This window comes from Klebsiella grimontii, assembly GCF_042137965.1.
Lineage (GTDB): Bacteria > Pseudomonadota > Gammaproteobacteria > Enterobacterales > Enterobacteriaceae > Klebsiella > Klebsiella grimontii.
On sequence record NZ_CP169721.1, the window covers coordinates 1,898,346 to 1,913,917 of the forward strand.

Here is a 15,572-nt window from a genome sequence, read left to right on the forward strand (position 1 = left end):
GAGTAATATTATGAACAGTAAAAATATTTTAATTGTCGGCGCTGGTTTTTCTGGTGCGGTTATCGCCCGCCAGCTTGCTGAACAAGGCCATCGTATCAGAATTATCGACCAGCGGGACCACATTGGCGGTAACTCCTACGACGCGCGCGATCCGCAAACGGACGTTATGGTCCACGTCTATGGTCCGCATATCTTTCATACCGATAATGAAACAGTGTGGAACTATGTGACTCAGCACGCTGAGATGATGCCGTATGTGAACCGCGTCAAAGCAACCGTTAATGGGCAAGTGTTCTCTCTGCCGATCAACCTGCATACCATTAACCAGTTTTTTGCCAAAACCTGTTCGCCAGATGAAGCCCGGGCGCTTATTGCAGAAAAAGGGGACAGTTCGATCCAGGAACCGAAGACGTTTGAAGAACAGGCCCTGCGTTTTATTGGTAAAGAGCTGTATGAGGCGTTCTTCAAAGGCTACACCATCAAGCAGTGGGGGATGGAGCCATCACAGCTTCCTGCGTCGATTCTTAAGCGCCTGCCGGTTCGTTTTAACTACGATGATAATTACTTTAACCACAGATTTCAGGGCATGCCGAAACTGGGTTATACGAAAATGATTGAGTCAATTGCCAATCATGAAAATATCACTATCGAACTTCAGCAGTCGTTTAACGCTGAAGAGAGAGAAAAGTACGATCATGTGTTCTATAGCGGGCCGCTGGATGCCTTCTATTCCTATCAATATGGCCGCCTGGGCTATCGTACTTTGGATTTTGAAAAATTCACCCGGCAGGGCGATTATCAGGGCTGCGCGGTGATGAATTACTGCTCACTGGATGTTCCTTACACCCGTATCACTGAGCATAAGTACTTTTCGCCATGGGAAACCCATGAAGGGTCGGTATGCTATAAGGAGTACAGCCGCGAGTGCGGAGAAAATGATATTCCTTATTATCCGATTCGTCAGATGGGGGAGATGGCTTTACTCGATAAGTATTTGTCCCTCGCGGAAAGTGAAAAGAACATTACCTTTGTTGGCCGCCTTGGAACCTATCGTTATCTGGATATGGATGTCACTATCGCAGAAGCATTAAATACAGCCGAGAAGTACTTATCTTCCCTTGATAATCATGAAGCTATGCCAGTGTTCACGGTTTCTGTGCGATGAATTGCTCCGCATTAATAGTCACTTATAATCGTTTAGAGAAGTTAAAAGTAACTATTGCCAACACTGTGAAATTAAATTTTACAGCGATAATGGTTGTCAATAACGGGTCCACGGATGGGACCCAGGAGTGGTTAGCCACCCTTAGCGACCCCCGCGTGATTGTCCTCAATCTACCCTCTAATACCGGTGGGGCGGGTGGTTTTAAGGCCGGGAGTCAATATTTATGCGACAACGTCGATAGCGACTGGGTTTTCTTTTACGATGATGACGCCTGGCCCGAGAGCGATGCGCTGGAAAAATTTGCCCATCTGGATAAGGCTAACTGTCGGGTGTTCACCGCTTTGGTAAAAGATCTCCGGGGGCAACCTTGTTCGATGAACATCCCTTTTGCTAAAGTACCGTCATCGTTTATCGACACATTACGCTACATCAAAAAACCGGCCGAGTTTCTACCGTTGATTTCCCGTTCGACCGCGGTACAAACGGTATCCTTTGTCGGGATGATTATTCAGCGAGATTTGCTGCGAAAGAATATACACAATATTCACGATGAGTTGTTTTTATATTTTGACGATCTCTACTTTGGCTATCAGTTGACGCTCGATGGCGAAGAGATTCGTTATTCGCCTGAGGTTGTCTTCTCGCACGATGTAAGTATCCAGGGGAAGTGCGTCTTTCCCGAATGGAAGGTTTATTACCTTTGTCGAAATCTTATTCTGGCGAAGAGAATTTTTCCGCGAGTTGCCATTTTTAGCCGTCTCTCAATCCTTTTGCGGTTGATTAAATATGTGTCAATATTGCCATGGCAACGCAATAAATTGTTATATTTTAAATACTTGCGTCGTGGAGTTATCCATGGTGTAAAAGGAATCAGCGGTAAGAATCATTAAGTGGATATAGCAATGAAAAAACTGTGTTATTTCATAAACTCGGATTGGTATTTTGATTTGCACTGGATAGATCGTGCAATCGCCGCCCGAGATGCTGGTTATGAGATTCACATCATCAGTCATTTTGTCGATGGTAAAGTGCTGAATAAATTTAAAACATTTGGTTTTAAGTGTCATAACGTCCCACTTGATGCTCAATCATTTAATGCATTAACTTTCTTTCGGGCCTTTTTTGCCTCCCGAAGGATCATCAAAGAGATTAATCCCGACCTTTTACACTGTATTACAATCAAGCCATGTCTGATCGGTGGGCTTCTTTCGAGGGCAAATAATCGCCCGGTCATCGTGAGTTTTGTCGGCCTCGGGCGTGTATTTTCTTGTGATACGGGCTTGCTTAAGCTATTGCGCAATATCACTATCATGGCATATAAGTATATTGCCAGTAATAAGCGCAGTATATTTATGTTCGAACATGATAAAGATCGTAAAAAACTTGCGGGTTTTGTTGGGATTGACTATCAGCAGACTATTGTCATTGATGGCGCAGGTATCAACCCGGATATCTATAAATATTCTCTGGAGCAGGAGCGTGATGTCCCGGTGGTGCTGTTTGCCAGCAGAATGCTGTGGAGCAAAGGGCTCGGGGATTTAATTGAAGCCAAGAAAATCCTCGAATCCAGAAATATTCATTTTACGCTAAACGTTGCCGGGATACTTGTTGAAAACGATAAGGATGCCATTTCCCTTGCAGTCATTCAGCAATGGCATAAAGAAGGGCTGATTAACTGGTTAGGTCACAGTTCAAACGTCTGTGACTTGATCGAGGAGTCGAACATCGTGGCACTGCCTTCGATCTATTCAGAAGGCGTCCCGCGTATTCTGCTTGAGGCTTCCTCGGTTGGCCGGGCCTGCATTGCCTACGATGTTGGCGGCTGCGATAGCCTGATCATTAATAACGATAACGGCATTATCGTGAAAAGTAACTCGCCACAGGAGCTGGCCGATAAGCTTGAATTCTTGTTAGCCAATCCCAAAGCACGAGTAGAGATGGGCATCAAAGGACGGCAACGCGTTCAGGATAAGTTCTCTAGCGGTATGATAATCAGTAAGACCCTAAAGACTTATCATGATGTGGTTCAGGGATGATGTAACGCAAGAGATTACAGCTTCATGTAAATCAAACACCTCCGAAGCGGTTATATTTTATGCTATGTAACTGCTCTGCAAACGCATTATTTATGTTTAATGATTGCGTGCCTCTTATTTTGAAGGTGATTGAATGTCTGATGAATCAAGTAACGTTATTGTTTCCGTTATCATCCCCGTTCATAACGCCGCGGAGTATATTTCCGAAACGCTTAATACGGTATTAACCCAGACTTTAAAAGACATTGAAATTATCATTGTTAACGATAATTCCACCGATAATACTCTGGATATTGTCGCTAAAATAGCCGATGAGGATTCGCGAGTCCGGGTGATAACCAACCCGAGCAACGTCGGCGGTGGCGAATCGCGAAATATCGGCTTACGTATAGCGACCGGCGAATACATTATTTTCCTCGACGATGATGATTACGCCGATAAAGAGATGTTAAAGAGAATGTCCGACCGGGCTACGGCCCTGCAAACGGATGTTGTTATCTGTCGGTGCCAGTCAATCGATCTGCAAACCAATACTCATTCTCCCATGCCTTTGTCCGCGCGGGAGGATTTACTGCCTGAAAAAGAGGTCTTCTCTTCACAGGATATTGCTAACGATTTTTTCAGAGCCTTTATATGGTGGCCATGGGATAAGCTCTTCAGACGCGAAGCTATTCTGGCAATGGGTCTGGAGTTTCAACCGCTGAGAACCACAAACGACCTGTACTTTGTGAGTGGTTTCATGCTGTTAGCAAACCGCATCTCGCTGGTTGATGAAATCTTAATCTCTCATACGATCAACCGTGCGAAGTCGCTTTCTTCCACCAGGGCACACTCGTGGCACTGCGCGCTGGAGGCATTAACTTCGCTACGTTCGTTTATGAAAGATCGTGATTTACTGCCGTCCAGAAGTCGTGATTTTAATAATTACGCCGTTGTTTTTCTGGAGTGGAACTTAAATACGATCTCGGGCCCTTCCTTTAACCTGCTCTTCAACGATGTGAAGTCGTTCATCCTATCTTTAGAAATCGATCGTGATGACTTTTATGATGACTTTATTAAAGCTGCGCATGGCCGGATCGTTAATCAGTCAGCGGAAGAGTATATTTTTTCTCTGAAAGACAGAGTGTTGCGCGAGCTTGAACATGCACATATGTTGAATTCAACGCTGCAGGAAGAAATCACTTCGCTTAAACAGTCAACTTTATCTCAGCGAAGTGAAATTGATGTCCTGAAGGCGCAAGTGAGCGATAAAACCACGCTTATCCACGAATTTGAACAACTAAAAACGCGTTTAGAGAACGAGCATCACACGCAACAGCAGAAATTACTCAGCGTCCACAATGAGCTCCAGGAGCTGACTCAGCGCTATAGCGATTTGGTTTCATCTTTGTCATGGAAAATGACGAAACCATTAAGGGTCGTCAAAGCGATAGCGGCGCGAAAAAAGCCATGACGACGCTAAACAGGTGATATCAACCAGCGCGCTGGCGAGGGTTATATTGCAAGGGAGGCGTTATGCCGCCTCCCTTTGATGACTTACTTATGCCTGCTCCGCAGGTTTTCCACCACATCCGTCAAATTCAGCCCCTGATCCTGCAGCAGCACCAGCAGGTGATACATCAAATCCGACGCTTCATTCTTCAGCTCGAACTGGTCATGCACCGTTGCGGCCAGCGCGGTCTCCACGCCTTCTTCTCCCACCTTCTGCGCTATCCGCTTGGTTCCGCTGGCGTACAGCTTCGCGGTATACGAACTCTCCGGGTCGGCGTGCTTGCGTTCCGCCAGCAGCTGCTCCAGCTGATATAAGAACAGCCACTGATGGCCGGTTTCGCCAAAGCAGCTTGAGGTGCCTTTATGGCAGGTTGGGCCAATCGGATTGACCAGCGCCAGCAGGGTATCGTTATCGCAATCCGGGGTGATGCTCACCACGTTGAGGAAATTGCCCGACGTTTCCCCCTTGGTCCACAGACGCTGTTTGGTCCGCGAATAAAAGGTTACTTTGCCGGTTTCTTCGGTTTTCGCCAGCGCATCCTGATTCATATAGCCCAGCATCAGCACTTCACCAGAGACGGCGTGCTGCACGATGACCGGCATCAGACCGTCGGTTTTTTGCCAATCCAGCTGTTCACTTAACATACCCTAATCTCCACGCCCTGTGCTGCCAGGTACGTTTTCAGTTCGCCAATGTTGATAATTTGCTTGTGGAACACCGAGGCGGCCAGCGCGCCGTCGACGTTAGCGTCGCGGAAGGCTTCCAGGAAGTGCTCCATAGTGCCCGCGCCGCCGGAAGCAATCAGCGGCACGCGGCACACGGCGCGCACCTTGCTTAACTGCTCCAGATCGTAGCCATTACGCACGCCATCTTGATTCATCATATTGAGGACGATCTCGCCGGCCCCGCGCTTTTGCACTTCCTGCACCCAGTCCAGGGTTTCCCACTGCGTCACCCGCGTCCGGCTCTCATCGCCGGTATACTGGTTGACGTGATACTTGCCACTCGCGGCGTCAAACCAGGTATCAATGCCCACCACAATACACTGCACGCCGAACCGATCGGCCAGGCGGGTAATCAGCGTCGGATCCGCCAGGGCAGGGGAGTTGATGGAGATTTTATCCGCGCCGAAGGAGAGGATTTGCGCCGCATCGTCCAGCGACTTAATGCCGCCGGCAACGCAGAACGGAATGTCGATCACTTCCGCGACCCGCGACACCCAGCTTTTATCCACCACGCGGCCGTCGCTGGAGGCGGTGATATCGTAGAACACCAGCTCATCCGCGCCTTCGTCGGCATAGCGTTTAGCCAGCGGGACGATATCGCCGATGATTTCGTGATTACGGAACTGCACGCCTTTCACTACTTGGCCGTCGCGAACGTCAAGACAGGGGATTATCCGTTTTGCCAGCATTGAATGGCCTCCGTTACGTTAAATTTACCTTCCAGCAGCGCCCGGCCGACAATCACCCCGCGCACTCCGGTTCCGCGCAGCGCGGCGATATCATTGAGATCGCCAATGCCACCGGAAGACTGAAACGCCACCTGCGGATAGCGGGCGCAGACTTCTTCATACAGCGAGACGTTCGACCCAGCCAGCGTCCCGTCGCGGGAAATATCGGTGCACAGCACGTGCTGCAGGCCGACGGACTGATAGCTCTCCACCAGTTCTTCCAGGGTCACGCCGGAGTTCTCCTGCCAGCCGCTGACCGCCACCTGCTTGCGGCCTTCCGCGTCGATCCGCACATCAAGCGCCAGCACCAGATGCTGCGGGCCAAAACGTTTAAACCAGCCTTTCACCACTTCCGGCGACTTCACCGCCGTCGAACCCACCACCACGCGCGCCACGCCCGCTTCAAGCAGGGCGGCCACGTCTTGTTCCGTCCGCACGCCGCCGCCAACCTGCACCGGCACATTTACGCCGGCAACCAGCGTTTTCAGCAGCGGGATCTGGCGCTTCGCCGGATCTTTCGCCCCGGTCAGATCGACGAGATGCAGCACTTCGGCCCCTTGCGCGGCATAGGATTGCAGGCGCGGCAGCGGATCGTTGCCGTAGTCGCGCTGCTGGCCATAATCGCCCTGATGGAGACGGACGACCGTACCGTCAATTAAATCTAAAGCAGGAATGATCATCACATCTCCAGGAAGTTTTTCAGCAGCTGCGCCCCGGCGCTGCCGGAGCGTTCAGGGTGGAACTGGACGCCAAAGAAGTTATCTTTCTGTACCGCCGCGGTGAAGGCCTCGCCGTAGCTGCACTGGGCGATGGTATTGACGTTGACCGGCATCGCGTAGCTGTGGACGAAGTAAAAATACGCCCCGTCTTCAATACCGCGAAACAGACGATCGCCCGCTTTGGCATACACCTGGTTCCAGCCCATATGCGGCAGCGGCAGGCCGTGGTCGGTCATTTTCGGCACGTCCTGCTCGATAATGCCCAGCAGGTCGACGCCGTTGTTCTCTTCGCTGCGTTTTCCCAGCAGCTGCATGCCGAGGCAAATGCCCAGCACCGGCTGGGTACAGGCTTTAATCAGTTCGATTAACTCGCGCTCGCGCAGCTGGTCCATCGCCGCCTGGGCCGTTCCCACCCCCGGTAGAAACAGCTTATCGGCGCGCAGCACCACATCCGGGTCGCGGCTGACCTGCGGCTCGTAGCCGTGGCGGCTCACCGCGGATTTCACCGAATTGAGGTTGGCGCAGCCGGTATCGAGGATCACCACGTTCATCAAAGTACCCCTTTCGAAGACGGCAGCGTGTCGCCCTGGACGCGAATCGCCTGGCGTAGCGTGCGGCCGAAGGCCTTAAACAGGCTCTCTACGCGGTGGTGGTCGTTTTTGCCCTTGGTTTTCAGGTGCAGAGTGACCGCCATGGTATAGGAGAGCGAGCGGAAGAAGTGTTCCACCATCTCGGTGCTCAGATCGCCAACGCGCTGATAGGTAAAGTCGGCTTTATATTCAAGGTGCGGGCGGCCGGAGATATCCAGCGCGCAGCGGGCCAGACATTCGTCCATCGGCAGCACAAAGCCGAAACGGCCGATGCCGCGCTTATCGCCGAGCGCCAGCTTCAGCGCTTCGCCCAGCGCCAGCCCAGTATCTTCCACGGTGTGGTGATCGTCGATATACAGATCGCCGCCAACGTTAACCTCCAGGCGGAAGCCGCCGTGGGTAGCGATTTGGTCAAGCATATGATCGAAGAAACCGACGCCGGTAGAGATTTTGCTGCCGCCTTCGCGGTCCAGCCACACTTTCACATCCACCTGGGTCTCTTTGGTGATGCGCTCAACGTGGGCGTAGCGGTCGCGGCGGGTCAGCTGTTCGCAAATGGTCGGCCAGTCCAGCTGTTCGCGGTCATAGCGCAGGCCGGTAATGCCCATGTTATCCGCCAGCTGAATATCGGTCGCGCGGTCGCCAATCACGTAGCTGTGGGCGGTGTCCATCACCCCTTGTTCCAGCCATGGCAGCACCAGCCTGGTTTTCGGTTTGCGGCAGTCGCAGTTATCCGTCGGGAGATGCGGGCAAATCAGCACTTCGTCAAAGTTGACGCCCTGGGAGGCGAAAATCTGCATCATCAGGTTGTGCGGGCCGTCGAACTCGTCCTGCGGCAGGCTGGCGGTTCCCAACCCATCCTGGTTGGTGATCATCACCAGCTTGTACCCTTCCTGCTGCAGCTTGAGCAGGGCCGGGATCACCTGCGGCTCAAACGCCAGCTTATCGAAGCGGTCTACCTGAAAATCAACCGGTGGCTCGGAAATCAGCGTACCGTCACGGTCAATAAAGAGAAACTTCTGGGTCATACATTCTCCGCAGTCAAAGCGTCAATGACGCGCTGGCTCTCTGCACGGGTACCGATAGTGATACGCAAACAGCCGCTTAATGAAGGTTGTTTATTCTGGTCACGTAAGATAATGCCCTGATCCCACAAAGATTTAAACACCGCGCTGGAGGCGACGATCCGCGCCAGAACGTAGTTGCTCTCGGAATCGAACACCTCTTCAACGCAGGCAATGCCGCGCAGCTGGCTTACCAGATAATCGCGTTCGGCGAGGATCTGCGCCACGCGCGCCCGCATGGCGGCAATGCCTTCCGCGCTGAGCGCCTGGGCGGCGATATCGGCCACCGGCGTTGAGAGCGGATAAGGCGCGATAACCTTCATCAGCACGTTAATCACTTCGGCGTTGGCGAGGGTGAAACCGCAGCGCAGGCCAGCCAGGGCGAAGGCCTTGGAGAGGGTACGCAGAATCGCCAGGTGCGGATACTCGTTCAGCCAGGTCGCCAGCGTCGCCTGCGGGCAGAATTCGATATAGGCTTCATCCGCGACCACGATGGCTTTGCCGCGCGTCATCTCCAGCAGGGTACGAAAATCTTTCGGGTTGATAATCTGCCCGGTCGGGTTATTCGGGCTACAAACGAAAACCACTTTCACGCCGTCGAGATTGGCCGCGATGCCCGGCAGATCCAGCTGCCAGTCGGCGAGCGTCGGCACCGTGCGGCAGGTCACGCCGATGGTTTCGGCGCTGACGCTGTACATGCCGTAGGTCGGCGGGCAATAGAGCACCGCGTCCTGGCCCGGCTCGCAGAAGGCGCGGATCAGCAGTTCAATGCCTTCGTCGGCGCCGCGGCTGACCAGCACCTGCTCCGGCTTGACGCCCGCATACTGCGCGTAGCGTTCAATGACCGCTTTCGGCTGCGGTTCCGGGTAGCGGTTCATCGTCTGCTCGGTCAGCTGGAACTCTACCGCGGTAGGGAATTCGTTGGCGTTCAGCCAGACGTCGCCTTTACCCCCGAGACGGCGAGCTGATTGATACGGCGTCAGCGCGCGGACGTTGGCGCGGGCTAAATCTTCAATGCTCATGCTTGCTCCTTAAGGGCTGCAACGCGCAGCGTAACGGCGTTTTTGTGGGCGTCCAGGCGCTCGGCGGCGGCCAGAATTTCAATCGTTGAGGCGAGGGCGGCAAACCCGTCGCGCGACAGCTCCTGCACGGTCATACGTTTCTGGAAATCCGCCAGACCGAGGCTGGAGCAGGTCGCGGTGTAGCCGTAGGTCGGCAGCACGTGGTTGGTGCCGGAGGCGTAATCGCCGGCGGATTCCGGCGACCAGTCGCCGAGGAATACCGAACCGGCGCTGGTGATACCGTCGACCAGTTCGCGGGCGTTACGGGTCTGAATAATCAAGTGCTCCGGGCCGTACTGGTTGGAAATCGCCACGCACTGGGCGATATCGCGCGCCACGATGATGCGGCTGGCGGAGAGCGCCCCGCGGGCGGTTTCCGCCCGGGACAGCGCGGCCAGCTGGCGCTCAACGGCTTGCGCGACGCGGGTGGCCATCTCGCTATCCGGCGTCAGCAGGATCACCTGCGAATCCGGGCCGTGCTCGGCCTGGGAAAGCAGGTCGGACGCGACGAAATCCGGGGTGGCGCCGCTGTCGGCGATCACCAGCACTTCCGACGGCCCGGCGGGCATATCGATAGCCGCGCCGTCAAGACGCTGGCTCACCTGGCGCTTGGCTTCGGTCACGAAGGCGTTGCCAGGGCCAAAGATTTTATCGACCTTCGCCACCGATTCGGTGCCGAACGCCAGGGCGGCAATCGCCTGCGCGCCGCCGACGTTAAAGATATTGCGCACGCCGCACAGCTGGGCGGCATAGAGGATTTCATCAGCAATCGGCGGCGGCGAGCACAGCACCACCTGCTGGCAGCCGGCGATGCGCGCCGGCGTTGCGAGCATCAGCACCGTTGAGAACAGCGGCGCCGAGCCGCCGGGAATATATAAGCCGACGGAGGCGATAGGGCGGGTCACCTGCTGGCAGCGCACGCCCGGCAGGGTTTCAACATCCACGGCCTGCAGCTGCTGCGCGTTGTGGAAGGTTTCGATATTTTTGACCGCCACGGCCATCGCCTGCTTGAGCTCGTCGCTCAGGCGCGCGCCGGCGGCGGCAATCTCTTCGTCGCTAACCTTCAGCGCCTTGACGTCGGTTTTGTCGAACTTCGCGCTGTATTCACGCAGGGCCGCATCGCCGTTGTCTTTGACGTTAGTGAGGATCTCCGACACCGTCTTGCTGATGCTCCCGGAGGCGGAAATGGCCGGGCGCGTTAAGAGTTGTTGCTGTTGTTCTGCGCTACAGCCGTTCCAGTCGATAATTGTGTTGAAGCTCATGGTTGTTTCCCCTGTTTATCCCGTGACCGACCCGCCGGATTACTCCATCATCTTCTCAATCGGCAGGACCAGAATGGAGCTGGCGCCCAGCGCTTTCAGTTTTTCCATGGTTTCCCAGAACAGGGTTTCGCTGCTCACCATGTGCATCGCCACGCGCTGCTTGTCGCCGGCCAGCGGCAGAATAGTCGGGCGCTCGGCGCCGGGCAGCAGGGCGATGACTTCTTCCAGGCGTTCGGTCGGCGCGTGCATCATGATGTATTTTGATTCGCGGGCCTGAATCACGCCCTGAATACGGGTCAGCAGGCGGTCAATCAGCTGCTGTTTGCTATCGGCCATCTCGCCGTCGCGCTGGATCAGGCAGGCTTTGGAGCGGAACATCACTTCCACTTCGCGCAGGCCGTTCGCTTCGAGTGTCGCGCCGGTTGAGACCAGGTCGCAGATCGCGTCAGCCAGACCGGCGCGCGGGGCCACTTCAACCGAGCCGTTCAGCAGGCAGGATTTGAACGAGATGCCTTTCTGGTCAAGGTAGCGCTTCAGCAGGTGCGGGTAGGAGGTGGCGATGCGTTTGCCGTTAAGCATCGCCGGGCCGTCCCAGGGTTCATCCGCCGGGGTCGCCAGCGACAGGCGGCAGCCGCCGAAGTCGAGACGGCGCAGGGTGAAGTAGCGCGGATCTTCGCCCTGAGCGCGGCGGCTCAGCAGTTCTTCTTCCAGCACGTTTTCGCCGATAATCCCCAAATCGACCACGCCGTCCATGATAAGGCCCGGAATATCGTCATCTCGCACGCGCAGAATATCGATAGGCATATTTTCCGCCAGCGCGATCAGGCGCTGGGTGTGCAGATTCACTTTGATGCCGCAGCGGCTGAGTAATTCGCGTGAATCTTCGCTTAAACGCCCTGATTTCTGAATAGCTATGCGTAAACGGCTGTTGTCTAACATTCTTATTTTCCTCTGTAACCCTGTCTGAATCTGTCCGAATTCGGTCCAAAAAAAAGCCCCCGGAAGCGAATCTTCCGGGGGCTCTCTTTGCGTTCATGCACCACTGGAAGATCCAAACGTCTTCCAGCACACATCGCCTGAAAGACTAGTCAGGATGATGGTGATGATGGTGGTTTTTAAATTGAACGCTGTTCATAAAATTCTCTGTGAATGACTATGCATTTGATGCCTTTTAACCTAAACCACTTTACTCGCATAAAGCAAGGGCTTTTTTCTATCATTAATTCATTTCATATTGACCGAAGAAATTGTCAGTTGCCGCCGGCTGGCGTAGCCTTAAGTCAGCACAGCGAAAAGTCAGGAGCAAGGGGATGAAGAAGGTCGCGATTGTAGGTTTAGGATGGCTGGGTATGCCGCTTGCGCTGTCGTTGATGTCGCGGGGATGGCAGGTGACCGGCAGTAAGACCACGCAGGATGGCGTGGAGGCGGCGCGGATGTGCGGCATCGACAGCTATCCGCTGCGTCTGGAGCCGCAGCTGGTCTGCGACACCGAGGATCTGGATGCCTTAATGAACGTCGACGCGCTGGTGATTACTTTACCGGCGCGGCGGACCGGTCCCGGCGAGGACTTTTACCTTCAGGCGGTACAGGAAATCGTTGATACCGCGCTGGCGCATCACGTGCCGCGCATCATATTCACCAGCTCAACGTCGGTTTACGGCAACGCCAGCGGCACGCTAAAGGAGAACTCCCCCCGTAACCCGCAAACCGCCAGCGGACGGGTGCTGAAAGAGTTGGAGGACTGGCTGCATAACCTTCCCGGCACCTCGGTGGACATTCTGCGCCTCGCCGGGCTGGTGGGGCCGTCCCGTCATCCGGGGCGCTTCTTTGCCGGGAAATCCGCGCCGGACGGCCAGCACGGCGTCAATCTGGTGCATCTTCAGGATGTGATCGCCGCGATCGAACTGTTATTGCAGGCTCCGAAAGGCGGGCGCATCTATAATATATGTGCGCCTAAGCATCCCGCGCGCGGCGTCTTTTATCCGCAGATGGCCCGCGAGCTTGGGCTTCCCGTCCCCGTATTCTCTGATAACCCGGAGAACGGTAGCGGCAAGATTGTGGATGGCAGCCGTATTTGCAACGAACTGGGGTTTGAGTACCAGTACCCCGATCCGCTGGTGATGCCGATGGAGTAATGCGCCAGCGGTGAATCGCGTACCGAAAGGGGGTAGCGATGAAACCACTGCTGGATGTGCTCGTCATTCTTGATGCCCTCGACAAAGAGGGCAGCTTTGCCGCCGCCTCGGCGAAGCTCTATAAAACGCCGTCGGCGCTGAGCTATACCATTCATAAGCTGGAAAGCGATCTCAATATTCAACTTCTCGACCGTAGTGGCCACCGGGCGCGCTTCACCCGTACCGGGCAGATGCTGCTGGAAAAGGGGCGCGACGTGCTGCACACCGCCCGCGAACTGGAAAAGCAGGCCGTCAGGCTGCATCAGGGCTGGGAAAATGCGCTGATACTCAACGTCGACGCTACCTTTCCGTTCTCGCTGCTGGCCCCGTCGATCGCGGCGTTTTATCGCCAGCATCACGCCACCCGTCTTGAATTCCGCCGCGATACCCTCGGCGCAAACTGGCAGACGCTGGTGGAAGGGCGGGCGGATCTTCTGCTCGGCGCGCTGGGCGACCCCCCGGCGCTCAGCGGCTACGGCTCTGTTCTACTGGGGGAGGTGGCGCAGGCGTTTGTCGTTGCGCCCCAGCATCCGCTTGCGCAGATTGCCGGTCCTGTGGGCTGGCGGACGCTGCGCCGCCATCGCGCGATTACCACCGACGGCGCGTGGCCGCAGGCCGACGGCGAGGAGAGCCTGACGGTATTCGATCTTTCCGCCCAGCTGATGCTGCTGTGCGCCGGACTGGGCTGGAGTTATTTACCGCTATTTCAGGTGCAGCCTTTAATCGCCCGCGGCGAGCTACTGATAATAAAAACGACGGTCCCCGAACCGGTCAATCGCGCATGGATAGGCTGGAATGAAGACGTTTGTGGGCAGGCGGGCGAGTGGTGGCGAAAGGAGATATTAGCAAATAGTGCTATCCATCAGGTCTATAATACTAAAATCGTATGAATATTAATCTGTTAGAAAATTACCAAGATTATTAAGCCTTGTAACATCTTGTCATCGGGCCAGCAGTTGTTGCAAAATACGCGTCCTGAAAATCAGAAACTGGCCGACGCTTTTTTAAAGTGTCGGTTATTTTTTTGGTTGAAAGACACATCATTCAATACCAAGAGGCCGGGCTTCGTACCGGATAGATATTTACTAAAAACCGACAGTGGTTGTCGCTGAGGAATACAAAGAAATGGGGCAATTTTTTGCTTACGCGCTGGCGTTCACCGTAAAAGGGGATAACTATGTCGCATAACGCTACTCCAAAAACCTCTCGCGTGGAATTACGTAAAACGCTTACGTTAATTCCGGTTGTCATGATGGGCCTGGCCTATATGCAGCCGATGACGCTGTTCGATACGTTTGGTATCGTCTCTGGATTGACTGATGGTCACGTAGCGACGGCTTACGCCTTCGCGCTGATCGCCATTCTCTTCACGGCGCTGAGCTACGGTAAACTGGTTCGCCGTTTCCCGTCGGCGGGTTCCGCCTATACCTACGCGCAGAAATCCATTAGCCCGGCCGTCGGCTTTATGGTGGGCTGGTCATCGCTGCTGGACTACCTGTTCATGCCGATGATCAACATTCTGCTGGCCAAAATTTATTTTGAGGCGCTGGTGCCTTCTATTCCTTCGTGGATCTTCGTTGTCGCGCTGGTGGCCTTTATGACCATCTCCAACCTGCGCAGCATCAAGACCGTGGCGAACTTCAATACCCTGATCGTTATCCTGCAGATGGGTATCGTGGCGGTGATTGTTGGCCTGATTATCTACGGCGTTATGCACGGCGAAGGCGCGGGCACGCTGACCAGCACCCGTCCATTCTGGTCTGAAGGCGCGCACGTGGTGCCGATGATTACCGGCGCGACCATCCTGTGCTTCTCGTTCCTCGGCTTCGACGGCATCTCTTCGCTGTCTGAAGAGACCAAAGACGCGGAGCGCGTGATCCCGAAGGCTATCTTCCTGACCGCGCTGATTGGCGGCCTGATCTTTATCGGCGCTTCCTACTTCCTGCAGCTGTACTTCCCGGACATCTCGCGCTTTAAAGATCCGGACGCCTCGCAGCCTGAAATCATGCTGTACGTGGCGGGCAAAACCTTCCAGTGGGGCGTGCTGATTTTCTCCAGCGTTACCGTACTGGCATCCGGCATGGCCGCGCATGCGGGCGTTTCCCGTCTGATGTACGTGATGGGCCGCGACGGCGTGTTCCCGACGCGTTTCTTCGGCTACGTGCATCCGAAATGGCGTACTCCGGCATGGAACGTGCTGCTGGTTGGCGCGATCGCGCTGTTGGCGATTAAATTCGACCTCGTCACGGCGACGGCGCTGATTAACTTCGGCGCGCTGGTGGCGTTCACCTTCGTTAACCTGTCGGTGATCTCCCAGTTCTGGATCCGTGAAAAGCGCAACAAAACGCTGAAAGACCACTTCAACTATCTGATTCTGCCGGTCTGCGGCGCGCTGACCGTCGGCGCACTGTGGATTAACCTCGAAGAGAGCTCCATGGTTCTCGGCCTGATCTGGGGCGGTATTGGTCTGGTCTACCTGGCCTGCGTGACCAAAAGCTTCCGCAACCCGGTGCCGCAGTACGAAGACGTCGCATAATCACATTTGATGATGTGAAA

17 protein-coding genes and 1 other annotated feature are annotated in these 15,572 nt (G+C 54.8%); of the genes, 8 read left to right on the forward strand and 9 right to left on the reverse strand.

Annotated features, from left to right (window positions below; translation table 11 throughout):
* Positions 1-10: 10 nt before the first annotated feature.
* From glf to ACE3MN_RS08975, 4 genes are all read left to right on the forward strand, one after another.
* Complete coding sequence (glf, locus tag ACE3MN_RS08960) at positions 11-1,165, forward strand: UDP-galactopyranose mutase (protein WP_004138737.1); 1,155 nt, start codon at positions 11-13, stop codon at positions 1,163-1,165.
* Positions 1,162-2,055, forward strand: a complete 894-nt coding sequence (locus tag ACE3MN_RS08965; protein WP_024360026.1) for a glycosyltransferase — start codon at positions 1,162-1,164, stop codon at positions 2,053-2,055. The genes glf and ACE3MN_RS08965 overlap by 4 nt, the downstream gene beginning before the upstream one ends.
* The gene (locus ACE3MN_RS08970; protein WP_024360025.1) at positions 2,056-3,201 is read left to right on the forward strand and encodes a glycosyltransferase family 4 protein; all 1,146 of its coding nucleotides are present in this window, start codon (positions 2,056-2,058) and stop codon (positions 3,199-3,201) included. It begins immediately after the preceding gene.
* A 133-nt stretch (positions 3,202-3,334) separates the two neighbouring features.
* Positions 3,335-4,654 carry a glycosyltransferase family 2 protein gene (locus ACE3MN_RS08975; protein ID WP_148865341.1) on the forward strand — a complete coding sequence of 440 codons (1,320 nt, stop codon included), beginning with the start codon at positions 3,335-3,337 and terminating at the stop codon, positions 4,652-4,654.
* Positions 4,655-4,737: 83 nt separating this feature from the next.
* Here the strand turns inward: ACE3MN_RS08975 and hisIE are convergent, their stop codons facing one another.
* The 9 genes from hisIE to hisL form a co-directional block, all read right to left on the reverse strand.
* Positions 4,738-5,337, reverse strand: a complete 600-nt coding sequence (hisIE, locus tag ACE3MN_RS08980; RefSeq protein ID WP_004122447.1) for a bifunctional phosphoribosyl-AMP cyclohydrolase/phosphoribosyl-ATP diphosphatase HisIE — start codon at positions 5,335-5,337, stop codon at positions 4,738-4,740.
* Positions 5,331-6,107 (reverse strand): imidazole glycerol phosphate synthase subunit HisF, encoded by a 777-nt coding sequence (gene hisF, locus ACE3MN_RS08985; RefSeq protein ID WP_004122444.1) that lies wholly within the window; start codon positions 6,105-6,107, stop codon positions 5,331-5,333. Before hisF ends, hisIE begins: the two co-directional genes overlap by 7 nt.
* Positions 6,089-6,826: a 1-(5-phosphoribosyl)-5-[(5-phosphoribosylamino)methylideneamino]imidazole-4-carboxamide isomerase gene (gene hisA / locus ACE3MN_RS08990; RefSeq protein WP_049087568.1), complete on the reverse strand. Its 738-nt coding sequence runs from the start codon at positions 6,824-6,826 to the stop codon at positions 6,089-6,091. The genes hisF and hisA overlap by 19 nt, the downstream gene beginning before the upstream one ends.
* On the reverse strand, positions 6,826-7,416 hold the full coding sequence (hisH, locus tag ACE3MN_RS08995) for an imidazole glycerol phosphate synthase subunit HisH (protein WP_004122439.1): 591 nt from the start codon (positions 7,414-7,416) through the stop codon (positions 6,826-6,828). Before hisH ends, hisA begins: the two co-directional genes overlap by 1 nt.
* Entirely contained in the window at positions 7,416-8,483 is a 1,068-nt protein-coding gene (gene hisB, locus ACE3MN_RS09000; RefSeq protein WP_024360021.1) for a bifunctional histidinol-phosphatase/imidazoleglycerol-phosphate dehydratase HisB, read from the reverse strand. The genes hisH and hisB overlap by 1 nt, the downstream gene beginning before the upstream one ends.
* Complete coding sequence (gene hisC, locus ACE3MN_RS09005) at positions 8,480-9,541, reverse strand: histidinol-phosphate transaminase (RefSeq protein ID WP_004138764.1); 1,062 nt, start codon at positions 9,539-9,541, stop codon at positions 8,480-8,482. Before hisC ends, hisB begins: the two co-directional genes overlap by 4 nt.
* Positions 9,538-10,842, reverse strand: a complete 1,305-nt coding sequence (hisD, locus tag ACE3MN_RS09010) for a histidinol dehydrogenase (RefSeq protein ID WP_024360019.1) — start codon at positions 10,840-10,842, stop codon at positions 9,538-9,540. Before hisD ends, hisC begins: the two co-directional genes overlap by 4 nt.
* A gap of 39 nt (positions 10,843-10,881) precedes the next feature.
* Positions 10,882-11,781 (reverse strand): ATP phosphoribosyltransferase, encoded by a 900-nt coding sequence (hisG, locus tag ACE3MN_RS09015; protein WP_004138766.1) that lies wholly within the window; start codon positions 11,779-11,781, stop codon positions 10,882-10,884.
* Between the two features lie 47 nt (positions 11,782-11,828).
* Positions 11,829-11,951 (reverse strand) — a sequence feature (His leader region).
* Positions 11,927-11,977 (reverse strand): his operon leader peptide, encoded by a 51-nt coding sequence (hisL, locus tag ACE3MN_RS09020; protein ID WP_009654477.1) that lies wholly within the window; start codon positions 11,975-11,977, stop codon positions 11,927-11,929. (Overlaps the previous feature by 25 nt.)
* A 175-nt stretch (positions 11,978-12,152) precedes the next feature.
* Between hisL and ACE3MN_RS09025 the strand changes: the two genes are divergently transcribed.
* From ACE3MN_RS09025 to ACE3MN_RS09040, 4 genes are all read left to right on the forward strand, one after another.
* Positions 12,153-12,977, forward strand: a complete 825-nt coding sequence (locus tag ACE3MN_RS09025) for an SDR family oxidoreductase (protein WP_049099674.1) — start codon at positions 12,153-12,155, stop codon at positions 12,975-12,977.
* A 38-nt stretch (positions 12,978-13,015) separates the two neighbouring features.
* Positions 13,016-13,906 carry a LysR family transcriptional regulator gene (locus ACE3MN_RS09030; RefSeq protein WP_004138771.1) on the forward strand — a complete coding sequence of 297 codons (891 nt, stop codon included), beginning with the start codon at positions 13,016-13,018 and terminating at the stop codon, positions 13,904-13,906.
* A gap of 235 nt (positions 13,907-14,141) precedes the next feature.
* Positions 14,142-14,204 carry a membrane protein YoeI gene (gene yoeI, locus ACE3MN_RS09035; protein WP_096335043.1) on the forward strand — a complete coding sequence of 21 codons (63 nt, stop codon included), beginning with the start codon at positions 14,142-14,144 and terminating at the stop codon, positions 14,202-14,204.
* On the forward strand, positions 14,194-15,552 hold the full coding sequence (locus ACE3MN_RS09040; RefSeq protein ID WP_004122426.1) for an APC family permease: 1,359 nt from the start codon (positions 14,194-14,196) through the stop codon (positions 15,550-15,552). The genes yoeI and ACE3MN_RS09040 overlap by 11 nt, the downstream gene beginning before the upstream one ends.
* The last annotated feature ends 20 nt before the right edge of the window (positions 15,553-15,572 follow it).

What these genes read in the sequence shown, in the direction of transcription:
- glf (WP_004138737.1), top strand. Translation starts at nt 11, where the DNA reads ATGAACAGTAAAAATATTTTAATTGTCGGCGCTGGTTTTTCTGGTGCG.
- ACE3MN_RS08965 (WP_024360026.1), top strand. Translation starts at nt 1,162, where the DNA reads ATGAATTGCTCCGCATTAATAGTCACTTATAATCGTTTAGAGAAGTTA.
- ACE3MN_RS08975 (WP_148865341.1), top strand. Translation starts at nt 3,335, where the DNA reads ATGTCTGATGAATCAAGTAACGTTATTGTTTCCGTTATCATCCCCGTT.
- hisIE (WP_004122447.1), bottom strand. Translation starts at nt 5,337, where the DNA reads ATGTTAAGTGAACAGCTGGATTGGCAAAAAACCGACGGTCTGATGCCG.
- hisF (WP_004122444.1), bottom strand. Translation starts at nt 6,107, where the DNA reads ATGCTGGCAAAACGGATAATCCCCTGTCTTGACGTTCGCGACGGCCAA.
- hisA (WP_049087568.1), bottom strand. Translation starts at nt 6,826, where the DNA reads ATGATCATTCCTGCTTTAGATTTAATTGACGGTACGGTCGTCCGTCTC.
- hisH (WP_004122439.1), bottom strand. Translation starts at nt 7,416, where the DNA reads ATGAACGTGGTGATCCTCGATACCGGCTGCGCCAACCTCAATTCGGTG.
- hisB (WP_024360021.1), bottom strand. Translation starts at nt 8,483, where the DNA reads ATGACCCAGAAGTTTCTCTTTATTGACCGTGACGGTACGCTGATTTCC.
- hisC (WP_004138764.1), bottom strand. Translation starts at nt 9,541, where the DNA reads ATGAGCATTGAAGATTTAGCCCGCGCCAACGTCCGCGCGCTGACGCCG.
- hisD (WP_024360019.1), bottom strand. Translation starts at nt 10,842, where the DNA reads ATGAGCTTCAACACAATTATCGACTGGAACGGCTGTAGCGCAGAACAA.
- hisG (WP_004138766.1), bottom strand. Translation starts at nt 11,781, where the DNA reads ATGTTAGACAACAGCCGTTTACGCATAGCTATTCAGAAATCAGGGCGT.
- ACE3MN_RS09025 (WP_049099674.1), top strand. Translation starts at nt 12,153, where the DNA reads ATGAAGAAGGTCGCGATTGTAGGTTTAGGATGGCTGGGTATGCCGCTT.
- ACE3MN_RS09030 (WP_004138771.1), top strand. Translation starts at nt 13,016, where the DNA reads ATGAAACCACTGCTGGATGTGCTCGTCATTCTTGATGCCCTCGACAAA.
- ACE3MN_RS09040 (WP_004122426.1), top strand. Translation starts at nt 14,194, where the DNA reads ATGTCGCATAACGCTACTCCAAAAACCTCTCGCGTGGAATTACGTAAA.